Annotated in this window: 16 protein-coding genes and 1 other annotated feature; of the genes, 11 read left to right on the top strand and 5 right to left on the bottom strand. The window is 54.6% G+C overall.

Going from position 1 to position 18,637, the window contains the following annotated elements; genetic code table 11:
• The gene (atzF, locus tag C7434_RS13010; RefSeq protein WP_033740215.1) at nt 1-1,797 is read right to left on the bottom strand and encodes an allophanate hydrolase; all 1,797 of its coding nucleotides are present in this window, start codon (nt 1,795-1,797) and stop codon (nt 1-3) included.
• A gap of 270 nt (nt 1,798-2,067) precedes the next feature.
• Here atzF and sltY point away from each other — a divergent pair, with 270 nt between their 5' ends.
• Both sltY and trpR read left to right on the top strand, forming a co-directional pair.
• Nucleotides 2,068-3,987 (top strand): murein transglycosylase, encoded by a 1,920-nt coding sequence (gene sltY, locus C7434_RS13015; RefSeq protein ID WP_033740216.1) that lies wholly within the window; start codon nt 2,068-2,070, stop codon nt 3,985-3,987.
• A gap of 45 nt (nt 3,988-4,032) precedes the next feature.
• Nucleotides 4,033-4,380 carry a trp operon repressor gene (gene trpR, locus C7434_RS13020; protein WP_033740217.1) on the top strand — a complete coding sequence of 116 codons (348 nt, stop codon included), beginning with the start codon at nt 4,033-4,035 and terminating at the stop codon, nt 4,378-4,380.
• On the opposite strand, the gene yjjX is transcribed toward trpR, so the two are convergent.
• Nucleotides 4,358-4,873, bottom strand: coding sequence for an inosine/xanthosine triphosphatase (yjjX, locus tag C7434_RS13025; RefSeq protein WP_006117615.1), 516 nt, complete (start codon nt 4,871-4,873; stop codon nt 4,358-4,360). The two genes, trpR and yjjX, sit on opposite strands and share 23 nt — an antisense overlap.
• A 60-nt stretch (nt 4,874-4,933) precedes the next feature.
• Between yjjX and gpmB the strand changes: the two genes are divergently transcribed.
• The gene (gene gpmB, locus C7434_RS13030; protein WP_033740218.1) at nt 4,934-5,581 is read left to right on the top strand and encodes a 2,3-diphosphoglycerate-dependent phosphoglycerate mutase GpmB; all 648 of its coding nucleotides are present in this window, start codon (nt 4,934-4,936) and stop codon (nt 5,579-5,581) included.
• 46 nt (nt 5,582-5,627) lie between these two features.
• Here the strand turns inward: gpmB and robA are convergent, their stop codons facing one another.
• Nucleotides 5,628-6,494 carry an MDR efflux pump AcrAB transcriptional activator RobA gene (gene robA, locus C7434_RS13035; protein ID WP_006117617.1) on the bottom strand — a complete coding sequence of 289 codons (867 nt, stop codon included), beginning with the start codon at nt 6,492-6,494 and terminating at the stop codon, nt 5,628-5,630.
• A 197-nt stretch (nt 6,495-6,691) separates the two neighbouring features.
• Here robA and creA point away from each other — a divergent pair, with 197 nt between their 5' ends.
• Complete coding sequence (creA, locus tag C7434_RS13040) at nt 6,692-7,165, top strand: protein CreA (RefSeq protein WP_006117619.1); 474 nt, start codon at nt 6,692-6,694, stop codon at nt 7,163-7,165.
• A gap of 40 nt (nt 7,166-7,205) precedes the next feature.
• On the opposite strand, the gene arcA is transcribed toward creA, so the two are convergent.
• Nucleotides 7,206-7,922 (bottom strand): two-component system response regulator ArcA, encoded by a 717-nt coding sequence (gene arcA, locus C7434_RS13045; protein WP_006117620.1) that lies wholly within the window; start codon nt 7,920-7,922, stop codon nt 7,206-7,208.
• Between the two features lie 601 nt (nt 7,923-8,523).
• On the opposite strand from arcA, the gene C7434_RS13050 reads away from it, so the two are divergent.
• The 4 genes from C7434_RS13050 to thrC all read left to right on the top strand — a co-directional run bounded on the left by C7434_RS13050 (nt 8,524) and on the right by thrC (nt 14,249).
• Entirely contained in the window at nt 8,524-9,228 is a 705-nt protein-coding gene (locus tag C7434_RS13050; RefSeq protein ID WP_033740219.1) for a tRNA/rRNA methyltransferase, read from the top strand.
• Between the two features lie 194 nt (nt 9,229-9,422).
• Nucleotides 9,423-9,542 (top strand) — a sequence feature (Thr leader region).
• A 25-nt stretch (nt 9,543-9,567) separates the two neighbouring features.
• Nucleotides 9,568-12,030 carry a bifunctional aspartate kinase/homoserine dehydrogenase I gene (thrA, locus tag C7434_RS13060; protein ID WP_033740220.1) on the top strand — a complete coding sequence of 821 codons (2,463 nt, stop codon included), beginning with the start codon at nt 9,568-9,570 and terminating at the stop codon, nt 12,028-12,030.
• A gap of 2 nt (nt 12,031-12,032) precedes the next feature.
• A complete protein-coding gene (thrB, locus tag C7434_RS13065; RefSeq protein ID WP_006117623.1) occupies nt 12,033-12,962 on the top strand; it encodes a homoserine kinase in 930 nt (309 codons plus the stop codon).
• A gap of 3 nt (nt 12,963-12,965) precedes the next feature.
• Nucleotides 12,966-14,249, top strand: coding sequence for a threonine synthase (thrC, locus tag C7434_RS13070; protein ID WP_006117624.1), 1,284 nt, complete (start codon nt 12,966-12,968; stop codon nt 14,247-14,249).
• Nucleotides 14,250-14,301: 52 nt separating this feature from the next.
• Here the strand turns inward: thrC and yaaA are convergent, their stop codons facing one another.
• Complete coding sequence (gene yaaA / locus C7434_RS13075; RefSeq protein ID WP_006117625.1) at nt 14,302-15,075, bottom strand: peroxide stress protein YaaA; 774 nt, start codon at nt 15,073-15,075, stop codon at nt 14,302-14,304.
• A gap of 207 nt (nt 15,076-15,282) precedes the next feature.
• Here yaaA and tal point away from each other — a divergent pair, with 207 nt between their 5' ends.
• From tal to C7434_RS13090, 3 genes are all read left to right on the top strand, one after another.
• Nucleotides 15,283-16,236 (top strand): transaldolase, encoded by a 954-nt coding sequence (gene tal, locus C7434_RS13080; protein ID WP_033740221.1) that lies wholly within the window; start codon nt 15,283-15,285, stop codon nt 16,234-16,236.
• 116 nt (nt 16,237-16,352) lie between these two features.
• Entirely contained in the window at nt 16,353-16,940 is a 588-nt protein-coding gene (mog, locus tag C7434_RS13085; protein ID WP_033740222.1) for a molybdopterin adenylyltransferase, read from the top strand.
• Nucleotides 16,941-17,044: 104 nt separating this feature from the next.
• Nucleotides 17,045-18,352 (top strand): MFS transporter, encoded by a 1,308-nt coding sequence (locus C7434_RS13090; protein WP_033740223.1) that lies wholly within the window; start codon nt 17,045-17,047, stop codon nt 18,350-18,352.
• Nucleotides 18,353-18,637 lie beyond the last annotated feature (285 nt).

Raw genomic sequence — 18,637 nt, forward strand, 5'->3', positions numbered from 1 at the left:
TTAGTTACTCCCAGGCGAGGCAAGCCAGTTACGCCAGCCGCCAAATTCAGTGATTTCCAGCGCGCCGGTTAGCGCGGCACCTTCACAAATAAAGCCTTTCACCACACGTCCATCGGCAAGCGTCAGATTGCCAATGCCCAGTGGGGCAGGGATTTCCGCCACAAACTCACCGAAGCGCGCCAGCGGGATATCCCAGAGTTCAACGGTAATGGCCGCCCCCTGTTCTGTGCGCATCAGGCCGGGTTTCTTAATCGGACCCTCTAATAAGGCAAACAGACGATACTGGCTGGCGGTCTGCGTCTCTTCCACCAGAACGGCCTGGCGCGTGGTGAGCTGGAAATTAAGGGGCATCCCGGTCAGGTGTGCGCCGACGACGGCCACACGAACATGATCGTGGGATGGAGGAAGCGCCATCGGGGAGGGCGGCAGTGGCAGGCCGGTTGCGCCGAGAGGCAGGGCCAGAGCCTGCTGCCAGCGCAGTCCAAACTGCGCCAGCGCGCGGTCATGCCAGGCGGGAGCGATGAGCGTAATGCCCGCCGGCAGGTCGTCGTTTCTGAACGGGGCGGGCAGGGCCAGTGCAGCAAGATCGGCCAGATTAGTGAAGTTGGTATAAGTGCCAAAATGCGCGTTATACAGCACCGGCTCCTGCTGCATTTCGTCCAGCGTGTAAATGGTGGGCGAGGTGGGCACCACCAGCGCATCAAACGAGGCCAGAACCTGCTGAATGTGCCGGGCCAGTTCGGCACGCTGGTATTCGGCCTGCCAGGCATCCACGGCGCTGTACTTCAGGCCATTCGCCACAATGCCGTGGACCACCGGATCCATGTTCTCTGGCTGGTTAAGCATCTCGCCTACGGCGACGGTGCGCTCGGCGACCCACGGACCCTGATAAAGCTGCTCGGCGAGCTGGCGGAAAGGGGTAAAGTCAATGGGATGCAACGTCGCGCCGGTCGCCTTCAGTGCGCTGAGCGCGGCATCCCAGGCGGCTTCGGCGGCAGCATCATCGTAAAATTCCGGTGTAGCCGGAATGGCGAAATCAGGACGGGCTTTCATGCCTGCTGGGGCCGTACGGGGATTCACGCGCGAATAGGCGTCTTTCTCGTCGTAGCCACCGGCCAGGCTGGCCACGGTAAAGGCGTCTTCAACCGTCAGCGCAAACACCGAAATCGTATCGTTCAGGCGACAGGCCGGGACCACACCACGGGCAGAGAACCAGCCCTTTGTCGGTTTCAGGCCGACAATATTGTTAAACCCTGCCGGCACCCGACCTGACCCGGCGGTGTCAGTACCGAGTGAGAAACCCACCAGGCCACGCGCCAGTACCGAGGCCGATCCGGAACTGGATCCGCCACTGACAAAATCCGGATCAAAGGTATTACACACCGCGCCATAAGGTGACCGTGTGCCCACCAGGCCGGTTGCAAACTGATCAAGGTTGGTTTTGCCGATGACCACCGCACCTGCTGCCTTCAGGCGCGCCACCACAAAGGCATCCTCTTCGGCGGTGTAGCTAAACGCCGGGCAGGCGGCGGTGGTCGGCCAGCCTGCGACATCAATATTGTCTTTGACCGCGAACGGCACACCGAACAAAGGAAGCGCGTCGGGATCCTGCTGATAGCGTGCCAGAAGCGGCGTGATTTGTGCTTCGAGTTGCGCCGGACTGGCAAGACAGATCCAGGCATTATCACTGGGTTCCTGTTCCGCCAGGTGGGTTGCCAGCAACGTGTGAAGCTGCTGTGGGTGCTGCCGGGCGCGTTGCTGCCATTCGCTAAGGGTCAAGCCAGATGTTGAAGCCATGCAATAAATTCCAACTGGTATACAAGATGGCATTCAACAGAGCAAAGGCTGTGCCAGATTTTTAACTTGATGAATCAAAGAGATAAAGCGGCATGCCATAAGTTTATGTGATGATAAAATGCACAGCCGTAGCGCAGAACGTGTGACATTGCGGTGCGCCACGCCTGCGCAAAGGTAAATTTTGTGAAGAACATGGCAAGAGTGGCTTCCCCTGGTTAGCATGAATAACGTCTGGCACCCTGCCAGGGCCCAGCAACAGAGGAGATTTACGTGGAGAAGTGGCGTAACGGGATGATAGGGTTCTGCCTGGTGAGCATGGCCGGCAGCGCATGGGCTGATTCGCTTGATCAACAACGGCAACGATATCAACAGATTAAACAGGCGTGGGACAGTAACCAGATGGCGACAGTCGATCAACTGTTACCGACGCTGCAGGATTATCCGCTTTATCCCTACTTAGAATACCGTTTGCTGGCGCAGGATCTCGATCAGGAAACCAGCCTGGCGGTGCAGAACTTCATTCAAAAGTATCCCACCTTGCCCCCGGCACGGTCGCTGAAAACACGGTTTGTGAACGTGCTGGCCCATCGTCAGGACTGGCAAGGCGTACTGAATTTCAGCCCGGATGAACCGACGCCGGTGCAGGCGCGCTGCAACTGGTATTATGCAAAATGGTCTACCGGTCAGCAGCAGGCGGCCTTTGCGGGCGCAAAAGCGATTTGGCTGCGCGGCACCGCCTTGCCGAATGACTGTGACAAGCTGTTTTCAGTCTGGCAGGCCTCAGGGCAGCTCTCGCCTATTACGGTGCTGGAGCGCATTCGTCTGGCGATGAAAGCGGGCAATGACAGCCTGGTCAGCTATCTGGCGAAGATGCTGCCCGCTGATTATAAGACGATGTCGGATGCCTTACTGACGCTGCAGAAAGATCCCCAGTCCGTAACGACTTTTGCCAACAGCGTTGGCGCCACCGACTTTACGCGCCAGGCCACTATCTTTGCCTTCGCCCGTGTGGCGCGTGCCGATATGGAAAATGCCCGCAGCATGATTCCCGAACTGGTCCGGGCGCAAAAAATGGGGCCGGAGGATGAACAGGCGCTGAAGGAGATTGTGGTCTGGCGCATGATGGGCAGCGATCTGACTTCTGAGCAAGCGCGCTGGCGCGATGCGGTGGTGATGAACAGCGAATCAACTGCCTTGCTGGAGCGGCGCGTCCGCCTGGCGCTGAGTGAAAATGACCGTCGTGGCCTGAATACCTGGATTGCCCGTCTGCCGGTAGAAGCGAAAGAGAAAGACGAATGGCAATACTGGCAGGCCGATCTGCTCTATTCCAAAGATCGCAAAGAAGAAGCCGATGAGATTCTGCGCAAACTGATGACGTCACGCGGCTTTTACCCGATGGTGGCTGCACAGCGTCTGGGCGTGAATTATCCTCTGCAGGTAGATGCCGCACCGAAACCCGACAGCGCCACGATACAGGGGCCCGAGCTGGCCCGGGTTCGCGAGCTGATGTACTGGGGGCTGGATAATCTGGCGCGAAGCGAATGGGCCAACCTGATTAACAGCAAAAACCATGTCCAGCAGCAGATGCTGGCGCGTTACGCAAGCGAGCAGGACTGGTGGGATCTCAGCGTACAGGCCACCATCACCGCAAAAATGTGGGACAGCCTGAAAGAACGCTTCCCGCTGGCATGGCAGAATCTTTATAAGCAGAACACACAGGGGAAAACCATTCCGCAGAGCTATGCGATGGCGATTTCCCGTCAGGAAAGTGCGTGGAACCCGAAAGCGCGTTCCCCGGTCGGTGCGAGTGGCCTGATGCAAATTATGCCCGCCACCGCCACGCATACCGTGAAGATGTTTAGCATTCCTGGCTATGTGAATCCGTCTCAGCTGTTCGATCCGCAAACCAATATCCAGATTGGCACGCAGTATCTGGATTATGTCTATCAGCAGTTTGATAAGAACCGGATCTTCGCCTCGGCGGCCTACAACGCCGGGCCCGGTCGCGTACGGACCTGGCAAAACAGCACCGCGGGCAATCTGAGTGCCGTCGCCTTCATCGAAACCATTCCGTTTTCCGAAACGCGGGGTTACGTGAAGAATGTGCTGGCTTATGATGCCTACTATCGCTACTTCCTGGGCCAGCCTGACAAGATCCTGTCAGATGCTGAGTGGAATCGCCGTTACTAGCTGTGTTAAGCTTCCGTACTCTTTAGTGAGTACGGAAGCCCTCTCATGAACCAACCTGCTGTGCCACCCGAAACTGAACAGGCTGCGGAGTCGAACTGGCTACGTTTTGTTGATCTGATTCAGCAGGCGTTTGCCGATCAGCATGCGTTACCGCTCCTGCAACTCATGATGACGCCCGATGAGCGTGAAGCCTTTGGCACACGTCTGCGTATCATCGAATCGCTGCTGAACGGCGACATGAGCCAGCGTGAGTTGAAAAATGAGCTTGGCGTCGGCATCGCGACCATCACCCGGGGATCGAACAGCCTGAAAGAGGCGCCTCCCGCACTCAAGCGCTGGCTGGAGGCCCAACTGCGCCACCCGGAGTCGATTACGCGTAATAAGGATGTGTAAACGGGCAGAGCGCCAGAATTAACGCCTGATGATACACACTGGAGCGGCTGAGCAGACCATGGGTTAACGTGCCTATCGCACCGCCTTTGTGTTTAATGTTTTCTATGCCGGTCAGGCGCGCCATCTCGTCGCCCAGTTCACGGCCTTCACGTAAACCCGCCATCACGGGCGGCGGCAGCGTAAAGCTGGCTGAACGTGATTCACCCCGCTGCTTGTGGTTTTCCACCACTATCCAGGCAAACGCACTCTCTTCTTCAATGCCTGCTTCAATCGCGACCCAAAAATCGGCTTCCGGGCGAACCTGACGGGCATTCATGACGCGCTGACGTGCGCCGGTGCGGGTTTCAAGATTAGAGAGGGGCTGTGCTGCCACGCCGCTCTCGACCTCCACCCCTTCTGTATGGCAGGATCCCTCGCCGAAAACGTCGTTGAATGCCTGAGCAATCGCACGAATCTTCGCTGGATTGGTGGTAGCTGCGACGACATGGTACATAATTAATTGAACCCTCAGGTAATAAAGGCGATTTTGGTCGCAGTATAACGGAAACTACGCATGCTACAGGTCTATCTTGTTCGTCACGGTGAAACGGTATGGAATGCAGAACGCCGCATTCAAGGGCACTCCGACAGTCCGCTGACGGCAAAAGGCGAGCACCAGGCCCGTCAGGTCGGTGAACGGATTAAACACGCAGGTATCACCCATATCATTTCCAGCGACTTAGGACGTACCCGACGTACGGCAGAAATCATTGCCGATGCCTGCGGCTGCGATGTCACCTTTGACGCCCGCCTGCGCGAACTGAATATGGGCGTGCTGGAAAAACGCCTGCTGGACGAGTTGAGTGCGGAAGAAGAGGGCTGGCGCGCGTCGCTGGTTAACGGCACTGAGGGTGGCCGTATTCCGCAGGGCGAATCTATGACTGAACTGGCGCAGCGTATGCAGGATGCCCTGAATGCCTGCCTGGCGTTACCGGCTGGCAGCCGCCCCTTGATTGTCAGCCATGGTATGGCGCTGGGCGTGCTGGTGAGCACCATTTTGGGATTGCCTGCGTATGCGGAACGTCGTCTTCGTCTGCGTAACTGTTCGATTTCCCGCGTTGATCATCAACAAAGCGCCTGGCTGGCAGCGGGCTGGGTGGTCGAAACGGCGGGAGATATTTCGCATCTTGACGAGCCCGCGCTGGACGAACTTCAGCGGTAAGTTGACAGATCATGCCGTCATCGCGACGGCATAATCACAAACGCGATTAACGGCGAATCGGGATCAGATACTCGCACTTAATATCTGCTGGGGGTTCGGTCCGTTTCTTTCCGCCATGGGTAATAAAACGTTCAATATCCTGGCCCTGACGGCGAGTCAGTCCCAGTGTCGGCATGCAGGTGCCATACAGTAACAGGATAAATTCCTGCAAATCTACGCGGGGACCTGCATAGTTGAACTGCACATAGTCGCCTGCTTCCAGGCTGACGTTCTGCCCGGAGTGCATATTCGTTGCGCTGTCCACAGGCACCGCCGTGGTATACAGAATCTCCTGCTCATCATCCTTTTCATGACTGGCACGGACCTGGTGCAGACCGTAAAGCACTGGCGGCACCGTATCCGTTTCCAGCAGAAACTGCCGCCAGAAGTGGAGGCGCATTTCATCACGATATTTGGAAATTTGTTCCAGCGTGCAGGTGTAGCTCTGTGTCTGACCAAACAGTACGGTTTCCGGCAGCGTAACGAACTGGTGTTCCGGCAGTGTGTCATTGCCCAGGCGAATCGGTGGGCGAATGCCGAAGGAGTTCCAGTCAGATGAACGGCGATACCATGCAGGGGTTTGATTAAACTGCTTTTTAAAGGCACGCGTAAAGGTCTGCTGGGAATCGAACCGATACTGTAAGGCGATATCAAGAATCGGGCGACTGGTCAGGCGAAGCGCGACGGCGGCTTTAGAAAGACGCCGTGCCCGGATGTAAGCGCCGATGGCGTGCCCGGTGACATCTTTGAACATCCGTTGTAGATGCCATTTAGAATAACCTGCCTTAATGGAAACGTTATCCAGTGAAAGGGGTTGATCCAAATGGCTCTCCAGCCAGGCAAGCAAATCGCGAATGATACCGGCTTGGTCCATAAAACATCCTCATACTCTGGTGGCGCAGCTAAATGAAGTCGACGAATAATAGTACTTATAGCGTAAAGACGTGATCGGCTTTGATTGGGGTAGTTGTACTATTCACTAACGCGGGAGTTTATACCCTTTTTGCATTGGTTATTGTATCAATTGACAGTACATTACATGCTCATCTATTACATTTGCAATGGTAACTCATGACAATAACTCGTCTTGCGATCGCCACCTTCGCCGGTCTGCTATTTTCCAGTTCGCTGCTGGCCGAAGAGATCGGCTCGGTCGATACCGTATTTAAGATGTTTGGGCCGGACCACAAAATTGTGGTGGAAGCGTTCGATGATCCTGATGTTAAAAATGTAACCTGCTATATCAGTCGGGCCAAAACGGGCGGGATTAAGGGCGGACTGGGACTCGCAGAGGACACGTCTGACGCCGCTATTTCCTGTCAGCAAACCGGACCGGTTGAGTTAAGTGATAAGATCGCCAAAGGAAAAGCGCAGGGTGACGTTGTGTTTCGCCAGCGTACTTCCCTGATTTTTAAGAAGTTGCAGGTTGTTCGCTTCTTTGACAGCAAGCGCAATGCGCTGGTCTACCTGGCGTATTCGGATAAGGTGGTGGATGGTTCGCCGAAAAATGCGCTGAGTGCCGTGCCGATTATGCCCTGGCATTAACGCATAAAAAAACGCCCGAAAGGGCGTTTTTCTGAGGCCGTTACTCTTGCAGGTCACCGCAGAAACGGTAGCCTTCACCGTGAATGGTAGCAATGATTTCTGGCGTATCCGGTGTGGATTCGAAATGTTTACGAATACGGCGGATGGTGACGTCAACGGTACGATCGTGAGGTTTCAGATCGCGTCCGGTCATTTTTTTCAGCAAATCAGCACGGGTCTGAATTTTGCCGGGATTTTCGCAGAAGTGCAGCATGGCGCGGAACTCACTGCGCGGCAGTTTGTACTGCTCACCGTTGGGATTGATCAATGAACGGCTGTTGATATCCAGCTCCCAGCCGTTGAACTTATAGCTCTCGACCTGACGACGCTCTTCATTAGGCAGCGGTAAGTTCATGGTGCGTAACAGCAGATTACGTGCACGAATAGTTAACTCACGCGGATTAAATGGCTTCGTGATGTAGTCGTCTGCGCCAATTTCCAGTCCAAGGATCTTATCAACTTCGTTATCGCGTCCTGTCAGGAACATTAATGCCACATTAGCTTGCTCACGCAGTTCACGCGCCAGTAACAGGCCGTTTTTGCCCGGCAGGTTGATGTCCATGATAACCAGGTTGACATCATTGTCGGTCAATACCTGATGCATTTCTGCACCATCGGTCGCTTCATACACGACATAACCTTCCGCCTCAAAAATACTTTTGAGGGTATTACGCGTGACCAGTTCGTCTTCAACGATGAGAATGTGCGGGGTCTGCATGTTTAGCTACCTAATTTTGCCAACTAAATTGAAAACAGGGCGTACAGCGGTTAGGTGCTCTCCAGTGCGGAGAACGGCAAGCTTTGCTGAACCGTTGTACGAAAGTCATTGTGATAAGCTTTTATCAAGGTCAACAACCGTGTTCGCTCAGCCAGCCGTAACGACAATTCCATGCCCTGCGGAATAATAAATTGAAACATATACTAACTGTCTTAACAGCAACCTAACAGCAATAACAACAACTGCTAAGCATAAAAACAACGCTTCGTTGACTTATATCAAATGCAATTGTAGCACGTTAACATTTCTGTGAAAAACATCCCGAAAAATTGACGCAGAAGGCGATTACACGTCATTTTTGTACCGACAGTCACAGCACAGCACAAAACGGGATGTTAGAAACTTACTATCACAGGGGGCTGAATTGAAAGGCTTTTATTTTGAAGTTTCTGATAATGTGCACTTTATGGTAAAAAAGGACGCAATGGCTTTTTTTAACGTGTTTTAACATGTATTTCAGAGTGTTAACCTCAAAGCTTATACCTCTTAATATCACGCTACATGTTACACTGCACCGTCTACATTTACTGATGGAATGATCATGCTTTTTCCTCTTATCCTCGTCTCGCCCGCCCGGCCGGAAAATATCGGCGCAGCGGCCCGTGCCATGAAAACCATGGGTTTTAGTGAACTGCGCATTGTCGCCAGCGATGCCTGGCAGGACCCGGCTGCACGGCGTGTGGCGCACGGCGCGGGGGACATCCTGGATAACGTGAAAACATTTGCTACGCTGGCTGATGCGCTGGAGGATATCGATTTTTCCGTCGCCACCACCGCGCGCAGTCGCGCCAGGTTCCGTTACTACGCCACGCCCCAGCAGGTTGAAGCCCGGTTGCTTGAAAAGCGGCAGTGGGTAAACAGCATGGCGCTGGTGTTTGGTCGCGAAGACAGTGGGCTGACCAACGAGGAACTGGATCAGGTTGACCTGCTCACCGGGATCCCTATGGCGCAGGACTATCCTTCATTAAATCTCGGGCAGGCGGTGATGGTGTACTGTTATCAGTTAGCGGCCCTTAACCAGGTCACAGCGCCCGTTACGCCGCTTGCCGATGCGCAGCAATTGCATGCGTTGCGCCAGCGTCTGACGCAGCTACTCCAGCAACTGGATGTCAGCGACGACATCAAAATGTCAGACTGGATTAATCAGCGTATTGGTTTGCTGGAACAGCGCGACAGTGCAATGCTGCATCGCCTGTTACATGATGTGGAAAAAAAGCTCGCAGAGAAATCCTCGGGGAATGCGTAACTATTTAGTGACAGATGTTAATTAAGCGCACGATACCAAACGATTCGCCAGGTTTTTTTCCTGCAATGACACGCTAAGCATGGCGAGTTTTTTTTGCACAAAGGATAAAACCGTTGACTTGATGTGCGCTTTGATTTACTTCTTAGAACCAGACGGACAATCAATGACAGACAGAAAATAAATCTGAATGCGTAATCACAGCCTGAACACCACAATTATTACCACCACCATTACCATGGGTAACGGGGCGGGCTGACGCATCCAGGAAAAACAAAAAAAGAAGCCCGCACCTCACGAGTGCGGGTTTTTTTTTGACTCAAAATCAGGAGAGTTGACATCATGCGAGTGCTGAAATTCGGTGGGACCTCGGTGGCCAATGCAGAGCGTTTTCTGCGCGTCGCCGATATTCTGGAAAGTAATGCGCAACAGGGACAGGTTGCTACCGTGCTTTCTGCACCTGCAAAGATTACCAACCACCTGGTTGCGATGATTGAAAAAACCATCAGCGGTCAGGATGCGTTGCCCAATTTGAGTGATGCGACGCGCATCTTCGCAGAACTGCTGCAGGGGCTGGCCGAGGCACAACCCGGTTTCGACTATGAGGGGCTGAAAAGCCGTGTTGACAGCGAATTTGCGCAACTTAAACAGGTTCTGCACGGCATCAGCCTGTTAGGACAGTGCCCTGACAGCGTCAATGCGGCCATTATCTGTCGGGGCGAGAAGCTCTCCATTGCCATTATGGAAAAGCTGTTAGAAGCCCGTGGCTATGGCGTCAGCGTGATCGACCCGGTCGAAAAACTGCTGGCCATCGGTCATTATCTGGAATCAACCGTGGATATCGCCGAGTCAACCCGCCGCATTGAAGCCAGTCAGATCCCAACAGAAAACATGATCCTGATGGCTGGTTTCACCGCCGGTAACGAACGGGGTGAACTGGTGGTGCTGGGCCGCAACGGTTCTGACTATTCAGCGGCGGTGCTGGCGGCCTGCCTGCGGGCCGATTGCTGTGAGATCTGGACCGATGTGGACGGGGTTTATACCTGCGATCCGCGCCAGGTTCCGGACGCGCGCCTGCTCAAATCCATGTCTTACCAGGAAGCAATGGAGCTGTCCTATTTCGGGGCCAAAGTTCTGCATCCTCGCACTATCGCACCTATCGCGCAGTTTCAAATCCCTTGCCTGATCAAAAACACGGCTAATCCCCAGGCGCCAGGTACGCTGATTAGCGGCAACGGCGAGCAGGATGAGTATCCGGTCAAAGGCATCACCAACCTGAACAATATGGCGATGTTTAACGTCTCCGGCCCGGGCATGAAAGGCATGGTGGGCATGGCGGCCCGCGTCTTTGCCACCATGTCGCGCACCGGCATTTCTGTGGTGCTCATTACCCAGTCTTCGTCTGAATACAGCATCAGCTTCTGCGTTCCTCAGAGCGAGCAGGCCCGCGCCCGTCGCGTGCTGGAGGACGAATTCTATCTTGAACTGAAAGATGGTCTGCTGGATGCGCTGGACGTTATCGAAAATCTGGCGGTGATCTCGGTCGTGGGTGACGGAATGCGTACCCTGCGCGGGATTTCAGCCAAGTTCTTCTCTGCGCTGGCGCGGGCCAATATCAATATCATTGCGATTGCTCAGGGCTCGTCTGAACGATCGATTTCCGTCGTGGTAAACAATGACGACGCCACCACCGGTGTTCGCGTGGTGCACCAGATGCTGTTTGCCACCGATCAGGTGATTGAAGTCTTCGTGGTGGGCGTTGGCGGTGTGGGCGGCGCCCTGCTGGATCAGTTGCATCGCCAGCAGGCCTGGCTCAAACAGAAGCATATCGACTTACGCGTATGCGGTATCGCCAATTCCCGTGCGCTGTTAACTAATGTACACGGTATTGATCTCAGTAACTGGAAAGGCGAGATGGAGCAGGCCAAAGAGCCGTTCAATCTGGGACGCTTAATTCGTCTGGTAAAAGAGTATCATTTGCTCAATCCGGTCATTGTGGACTGCACATCAAGTCAGGCGGTGGCCGACCAGTACGCGGATTTCCTGGCTGAGGGCTTCCACGTAGTGACGCCGAATAAAAAGGCGAATACCGCGTCATGGGAATATTACCAAAAGATGCGCGCCGCCGCTGCCGGATCGCGCCGTAAGTTCCTGTACGACACTAATGTGGGCGCCGGTTTGCCCGTTATTGAAAATTTGCAAAATTTGCTGAATGCAGGCGATGAATTGATCCGCTTCTCCGGTATTCTGTCGGGATCGCTGTCGTATATTTTTGGCAAACTGGATGAAGGTGTCTCGCTGTCGGAGGCCACGCGCATGGCGCGCGAAATGGGATTCACTGAGCCGGATCCGCGTGACGATTTATCCGGCACGGATGTCGCGCGTAAGCTGCTCATTCTGGCCCGCGAAGCCGGCTATCAACACGAAATGCACGACATTGAGATTGAGCCGTTGCTGCCAGCGCACCTGACCGCCATCGCCGATGTTGAGCAGTTTATGCAGCAACTGCCCGACGTCGATGCGGCGATTGCCGCCCGAGTGGCGCAGGCGCGTGAGGCGGGCAAAGTGTTGCGTCTGGTCGGCGTGATCGAAGAAGGCGGGGCGTGCAAAGTCAAGATCGAGGCAGTAGACAGTAACGATCCGCTTTTTAAAGTGAAAAACGGTGAGAATGCACTGGCGTTCTACAGCCGCTATTATCAGCCCATTCCGTTGGTGTTGCGCGGATACGGTGCAGGAAATGACGTGACAGCAGCGGGCGTGTTCGCCGATCTGCTGCGCACACTGTCGTGGAAGTTGGGAGTGTAATGATGGTAAAAATTCATGCGCCGGCCTCAATAGGCAATGTCAGCGTGGGCTTTGATGTGCTGGGCGCGGCGGTCTCGCCGGTGGATGGTTCATTGCTGGGAGATTGCGTCTCGGTCGAGGCGGCCGACAGCTTTAGCCTGAGCAATACTGGCCGCTTTGTCAGTAAACTGCCCAGCGATCCTAAAGAGAATATCGTTTATCAGTGCTGGGAGCGGTTCTGCGAAGCCATTGGCAAAAGCGTGCCGGTGGCGATCACGCTGGAAAAAAACATGCCTATAGGCTCGGGGCTGGGCTCCAGCGCCTGTTCCGTGGTTGCGGGTCTGATGGCCATGAACGAATTTTGTGGCAAACCGCTGGATGACAACCAACTCCTGACGTTAATGGGGGAGCTGGAAGGGCGCATTTCCGGTAGCGTGCATTACGATAATGTCGCGCCGTGCTTCCTTGGCGGGATTCAACTGATGATCGAGGAAAATGGGATCATTACCCAGGCGGTGCCAGGCTTTGACGACTGGCTGTGGGTGATGGCCTATCCGGGCATCAAAGTGTCAACAGCGGAGGCGCGGGCGATTTTACCGGCGCAGTACGCGAAGCAGGACTGCATCAAGCACGGCCGACTGCTGGCCGGATTCATTCACGCCTGCCATACGCGCCAACCCGCGCTGGCGGCTAAACTGATGCAGGATGTGATTGCTGAGCCGTACCGGACTCAGCTGTTACCGGGCTTTGCCCAGGCACGTCAGGCTGCTCAGGATATCGGGGCGCTGGCCTGCGGTATTTCGGGCTCTGGCCCCACGCTCTTTGCCATTTGCAACCAGATGGAAACGGCACAGCAGATGGCCGACTGGCTGAGCCAGCACTATCTGCAGAACGATGAAGGCTTCGTCCATATCTGCCGTCTTGATACGGCTGGCGCACGTAAACTGGGATAACGCATGAAACTCTACAATCTTAAGGATCATAACGAGCAGGTCAGCTTCGCCCAGGCGGTGAAACAAGGTCTGGGTTCACAGCAAGGGCTGTTTTTCCCGCTTGAGCTACCTGAATTTGAACTGACCGATATCGATGCCATGCTGGAGATGGATTTTGTTACACGCAGCAGCAAAATCCTCTCTGCCTATATTGGCGACGAAGTGCCGGCGGCGCATCTGACCGAACGCCTGAAAACGGCCTTTACCTTTCCGGCACCGATCAAAGCGGTGACCGATGATGTCGCCTGTCTTGAACTGTTCCACGGCCCAACCCTGGCGTTCAAAGACTTTGGCGGCCGTTTTATGGCGCAGATGCTGTCCTATGTAAGTGGTTCAGATGAGCAGATCACGATTCTGACGGCAACCTCTGGCGATACCGGTGCCGCCGTCGCCCATGCGTTTTACGGCATGGAAAATGTGCGCGTCGTGATCCTGTATCCGCAGGGCAAAATCAGCCCGTTGCAGGAGAAATTGTTCTGTACGCTGGGCGGCAACATCGAAACCATTGCGATTGACGGCGATTTTGATGCCTGCCAGGCATTGGTCAAACAGGCCTTTGATGATCAGGAACTGAAGAAAGCTATCGGCCTGAACTCAGCCAACTCCATTAATATCAGCCGTCTGCTGGCGCAGATTTGTTATTACTTTGAAGCCGTCGCGCAACTGCCGCAGGAAAAACGTAATCAACTGGTCGTCTCTGTACCAAGTGGCAACTTTGGTGATTTGACGGCAGGTCTGCTGGCGAAGTCACTTGGGCTGCCGATCAAGCGGTTTATTGCGGCAACGAATGCCAATGACACGGTGCCACGCTTTCTTGGCAACGGCGAATGGCAGCCTAACGCGACCGTCGCGACATTGTCGAACGCCATGGATGTGAGCCAGCCGAATAACTGGCCGCGCGTTGAGGAGCTGTTCCGTCGCAAAACCTGGCGCCTGAGTGATTTAGCCTACGGCGCGGTATCCGACGCGGTGACGCGCGAAGCGATGCGTGATCTGGCGAAACTGGGTTACGTATCAGAGCCGCACGCGGCGATTGCCTGGCGCTTGCTGCGTGACCAGTTACAGGACGGCGAGTACGGCTTATTCCTTGGCACGGCGCACCCGGCGAAGTTCCTGGAGAGCGTGGAAAGTATTCTGGAGCAGAAGCTGGCGCTGCCGACTGAACTGGCAGAGCGTGCCGATCTGCCGTTGCTGTCGCATACCATGAAGGCAGATTTTGCCTCACTGCGGGCCTTTTTGCTGAAATAAAAGAAAGGTGGCTCGTGCCACCTTCCTGCATTCAGTCGCGCGTCGGGCAGGTTTACTGTTCGGCGCGTTTAAACACCAGTTCGTTGTCTCTGCTTTCCTCTGCTACAAACCGATAACCCTCAAGGTCAAACCGGGTTAACTGCTCAGGTTGGGTCAGGCGCTGCTGAATAATAAAGCGGCTCATCAATCCCCGGGCCTTCTTCGCATAGAAACTGATGACTTTATACTTGCCGTTTTTCTCATCCAGAAACACCGGCTTGATCAGGCGCGCCTGCAGTTTTTTCGGTTTGATCGCTTTGAAGTATTCGTCTGACGCCAGATTAATCAATATGTCATCGCCCTGGCGGGCAAGGGCTTCATTCAGTTTTTCAGTGAGCAGGTCGCCCCAGAAGCTGTAAAGATCCTGGCCTGCCGGATTCGCCAGCTTGATGCCCATCTCCAGGCGATACGGCTGCATCAGATCCAGCGGACGCAGTAAACCGTATAAGCCCGACAGCATCCGCAGATGTTGCTGCGCAAAGTCGAAATCGTGTTCGCTAAAGGTTTCAGCCTGCAAACCGGTGTAGACATCGCCTTTGAACGCCAGAATAGCCTGACGGGCATTGTCCAGGCTGAAGTCGGGATGCCAGCTGTTGAAACGTTCGGCGTTCAGATGGGCCAGTTTATCGCTGATACTCATTAATGACGCGATCTGCGCAGGCGACAGCGTACGCGCAATCTGAATCAACTGTTGTGACTTTTCTAACAGGGCAGGTTGGGTAAAGTGCTGCGTGGCCAGGGGGCTTTCATAATCCAGCGTTTTGGCGGGCGAGATCACCATCAACATCGTCGCGTCCTCGGTAAGTCCCTTTCAGAAAGGGGAGAGCCAGTCATTGTTGCTGCGAGTGTAGCAAAAAAGCCGCAAGGATCGGCAAATCACTCCCATTCGTTCGCGCTATCGTAAACGGCATTCCCCGACCTTGCACCGCCGTTGCCGCGTGATATTATCCCAACAGCCTTTTATCACCCTGACAGTTAACTAAGAGAAAAGAACATGACGGACAAACTGACCTCCCTGCGTCAACTGACCACCGTAGTGGCCGACACCGGTGATATCGCAGCGATGAAGCTGTATCAACCCCAGGATGCCACCACCAACCCTTCTCTGATTCTTAACGCAGCTCAAATCCCTGAATACCGTAAACTGATTGATGAAGCGATCGCGTGGGCACGTCAGCAGAGCAACGATAAAGAGCAACAACTGCAACTGGTCTCTGACAAACTGGCCGTAAACATTGGTCTGGAAATCCTTAAACTGGTCCCGGGCCGCATTTCGACCGAAGTGGATGCGCGTCTTTCTTACGACACAGAAGCCAGCATTGCCAAGGCACGCAGCCTGATCAAACTGTATAACGATGCCGGTATCAGCAACGATCGTATCCTGATCAAACTGGCGTCAACCTGGCAGGGTATTCGTGCAGCAGAACAGCTGGAAAAAGAAGGCATCAACTGTAACCTGACGCTGCTGTTCTCCTTCGCCCAGGCGCGTGCCTGTGCGGAAGCGGGCGTGTATCTGATTTCGCCTTTCGTAGGCCGTATCCTCGACTGGTACAAAGCGAACACCGATAAAAAAGAGTACGCGCCACACGAAGATCCAGGCGTGGTATCCGTCTCTGAAATCTATAACTACTACAAGCAACACGGTTATGAAACGGTGGTTATGGGGGCAAGCTTCCGTAACGTCGGTGAAATCATTGAGCTGGCTGGCTGTGACCGTCTGACCATTTCACCTGCGCTGCTGAAGGAGCTGGCTGAAAGCGAGGGCACGCTGGAGCGTAAGCTGAGCTACAGCGGTGAAGTGAAAGCGCGTCCGGAGAAAATGACCGAGTCAGAGTTCCTGTGGCAGCACAACCAGGATCCGATGGCGGTGACCAAGCTGGCGGAAGGTATCCGCAACTTTGCCATCGACCAGGGCAAACTTGAGAAGATGCTGGCAGAAATGCTGTAATCGTTCACCGTGGCGGCACCGTCGCCACGGTTTTCCCTTTCCGTCACGGTTTGTTATTCTTTTCACTACGTCCTTTCCTTATCACCGCACTGCGGTAAACCACAGCGAACAACATCATGAACACATTACGTATCGGATTGATCTCGGTTTCCGATCGCGCAGCGAACGGCATTTATCAGGATCAGGGCATTCCGGCTCTGGAAGCCTGGCTGAGCGGTGCGATCAGCACGCCTTTTGAACTGGAAACGCGACTGGTCCCGGATGAGCAGCCCATGATTGAGCAGACCATTTGCGAGCTGGTGGACGAACGCTTCTGTCATCTGGTGCTGACCACCGGTGGAACCGGTCCGGCACGTCGTGATGTGACGCCGGATGCGACGTTAGCGGTGGCCGATCGCGAGATGCCAGGATTTGGCGAGCAGATGCGGCAAATCAGCCTGAAGTTTGTGCCGACCGCGATTCTATCGCGCCAGGTGGGCGTGATTCGTAAACAATCCCTGATCCTTAACCTGCCCGGTCAGCCGAAATCCATTAAAGAAACGCTGGAGGGGCTGAAAGACGCGCAGGGCAACGTCCTGGTCCCAGGAATTTTTGCAGCTGTACCTTATTGTTTACAGTTGCTCGACGGACCTTATGTCGAAACCCACGCGGAATGCGTAGCAGCTTTTCGCCCAAAAAGCGCCATACGTGAGATAAATAACTAAATATTCTGCTTTTCAGGAATAAGCTACAGCCTGGCTGGTGTGGTGATAAATTGACGGTATAGTAAGCACAGCTTTACAACCGTTCTCTTTATCTCTGGACGCCTATGACCACACTTGAGACGCCGCGCCTGAAACCTCAGGACTATAAAACGCTGGCACTGGCTGCGCTGGGTGGCGCGCTGGAATTTTACGACTTTATCATCTTCGTTTTTTTCGCCGCCGTTATCGGTGAACTCTTCTTTCCCGCCGATATCCCCGACTGGCTTCGCCAGTTACAGACGTTCGCCATTTTTGCCGCGGGTTATCTGGCGCGTCCGCTTGGTGGCATCATCATGGCGCACTTTGGCGACAAAGTGGGCCGTAAAAAAATGTTCAGCCTGAGCATATTGCTGATGGCCTTACCCACCCTGGCAATGGGCGCGTTGCCCACCTGGTCGTCGATTGGTCTTGCCGCGCCGCTGTTGATGCTGCTTCTGCGCATGCTGCAGGGGGCGGCTATCGGTGGTGAAGTGCCTGGTGCATGGGTGTTTGTGGCGGAGCATGTACCTTACAAACGCATTGGTATTGCCTGCGGCACGCTGACCGCCGGACTGACGATTGGCATCCTGTTGGGATCGGTGGTGGCAACCTTAATTAATACAACGCTGACGCAACAGGCGATTCACGATGGCGGCTGGCGCATTCCTTTCTTTCTGGGCGGGGCGTTTGGCTTAGGCGCCATGTATTTACGCCGCTGGCTGCATGAAACGCCGGTTTTCGTGGAGATGCAGCAGCGCAAAACGCTGGCGCAGGAACTGCCGCTGAAAACCGTGGTCATGAAACATCGAAAATCGGTAGCGATTTCAATTCTGCTGACCTGGATGCTGTCGGCCTGTATCGTTGTGGTGATTTTGATGGCACCGGTCTGGTTGCAGAAACAGCATGGAATGGCGCCGGCGCTGACCTTAAAAGCCAACAGCATTGCGATTATTATGCTGTGTGTGGGCTGTATCGTATCCGGACTGCTGGTGGACCGCTTCGGTACCAGCCGGACATTAAGCACAGGAAGCGTATTGCTCGCACTGTGCAGCGGGCTGTTCTATTCGCTGGCACCGCAGCATCCTGATTACCTGTTTTTGCTTTACGGGCTGGCAGGTCTTAGCGTGGGTGTTGTCGGGATTGTGCCCTTTGTCATGGTGCGCGCGTTCCCCGCCGAGGTTCGCTTCACCGGCCTGTCTTTTTCCTACAACCTTTCCTATGCGGTGTTTGGCGGGCTGACGCCGATTTGCGTAACATTGCTAATGAATGTGTCTCCCCTGGCGCCTGGCTGGTATGTCATGGCGCTGGCGCTGGTGGGACTGATCGTCAGCGTCTGGCTGAGACAGGATATCAGCCACGAGCCTTGCCTGAGTGAAGGCATCAAGCAGGCCTGAACCCTGTACGCGGAGCCCGGCTCCGCGCTTTCTTTTTCTCTGCCAGCCGCGGCGTGCAGTCTGATGCTCGCCGCCGCGCCCTGCGCCAGATAAAAGCGTACCGTACCCGGACTGCCCATTGTATGGATGAACAGAACCGAAACGTGGACTGTTTCGAGGCGGCATTTTGCCGCACTCTCATCAGGGAGCGCGTCAGTTTATTATCTTGGTTAAGGCAGCCTGAGCGGCCGTTGAAAATTTTTTTTCATTTAACCCTTGATGCGCTTCTAAGCGACCCCATTTACT

Source organism: Pantoea sp. PNA 14-12, assembly GCF_004364735.1.
Lineage (GTDB): Bacteria > Pseudomonadota > Gammaproteobacteria > Enterobacterales > Enterobacteriaceae > Pantoea > Pantoea stewartii.

Bases quoted from the DNA above. Each gene is read 5' to 3' on its own strand.
- gpmB (WP_033740218.1), top strand. From the start codon at position 4,934: ATGCTACAGGTCTATCTTGTTCGTCACGGTGAAACGGTATGGAATGCA.
- trpR (WP_033740217.1), top strand. From the start codon at position 4,033: ATGAACCAACCTGCTGTGCCACCCGAAACTGAACAGGCTGCGGAGTCG.
- thrB (WP_006117623.1), top strand. From the start codon at position 12,033: ATGGTAAAAATTCATGCGCCGGCCTCAATAGGCAATGTCAGCGTGGGC.
- yaaA (WP_006117625.1), bottom strand. From the start codon at position 15,075: ATGTTGATGGTGATCTCGCCCGCCAAAACGCTGGATTATGAAAGCCCC.
- tal (WP_033740221.1), top strand. From the start codon at position 15,283: ATGACGGACAAACTGACCTCCCTGCGTCAACTGACCACCGTAGTGGCC.
- C7434_RS13050 (WP_033740219.1), top strand. From the start codon at position 8,524: ATGCTTTTTCCTCTTATCCTCGTCTCGCCCGCCCGGCCGGAAAATATC.
- mog (WP_033740222.1), top strand. From the start codon at position 16,353: ATGAACACATTACGTATCGGATTGATCTCGGTTTCCGATCGCGCAGCG.
- thrC (WP_006117624.1), top strand. From the start codon at position 12,966: ATGAAACTCTACAATCTTAAGGATCATAACGAGCAGGTCAGCTTCGCC.
- robA (WP_006117617.1), bottom strand. From the start codon at position 6,494: ATGGACCAAGCCGGTATCATTCGCGATTTGCTTGCCTGGCTGGAGAGC.
- C7434_RS13090 (WP_033740223.1), top strand. From the start codon at position 17,045: ATGACCACACTTGAGACGCCGCGCCTGAAACCTCAGGACTATAAAACG.
- atzF (WP_033740215.1), bottom strand. From the start codon at position 1,797: ATGGCTTCAACATCTGGCTTGACCCTTAGCGAATGGCAGCAACGCGCC.
- creA (WP_006117619.1), top strand. From the start codon at position 6,692: ATGACAATAACTCGTCTTGCGATCGCCACCTTCGCCGGTCTGCTATTT.
- thrA (WP_033740220.1), top strand. From the start codon at position 9,568: ATGCGAGTGCTGAAATTCGGTGGGACCTCGGTGGCCAATGCAGAGCGT.
- arcA (WP_006117620.1), bottom strand. From the start codon at position 7,922: ATGCAGACCCCGCACATTCTCATCGTTGAAGACGAACTGGTCACGCGT.
- yjjX (WP_006117615.1), bottom strand. From the start codon at position 4,873: ATGTACCATGTCGTCGCAGCTACCACCAATCCAGCGAAGATTCGTGCG.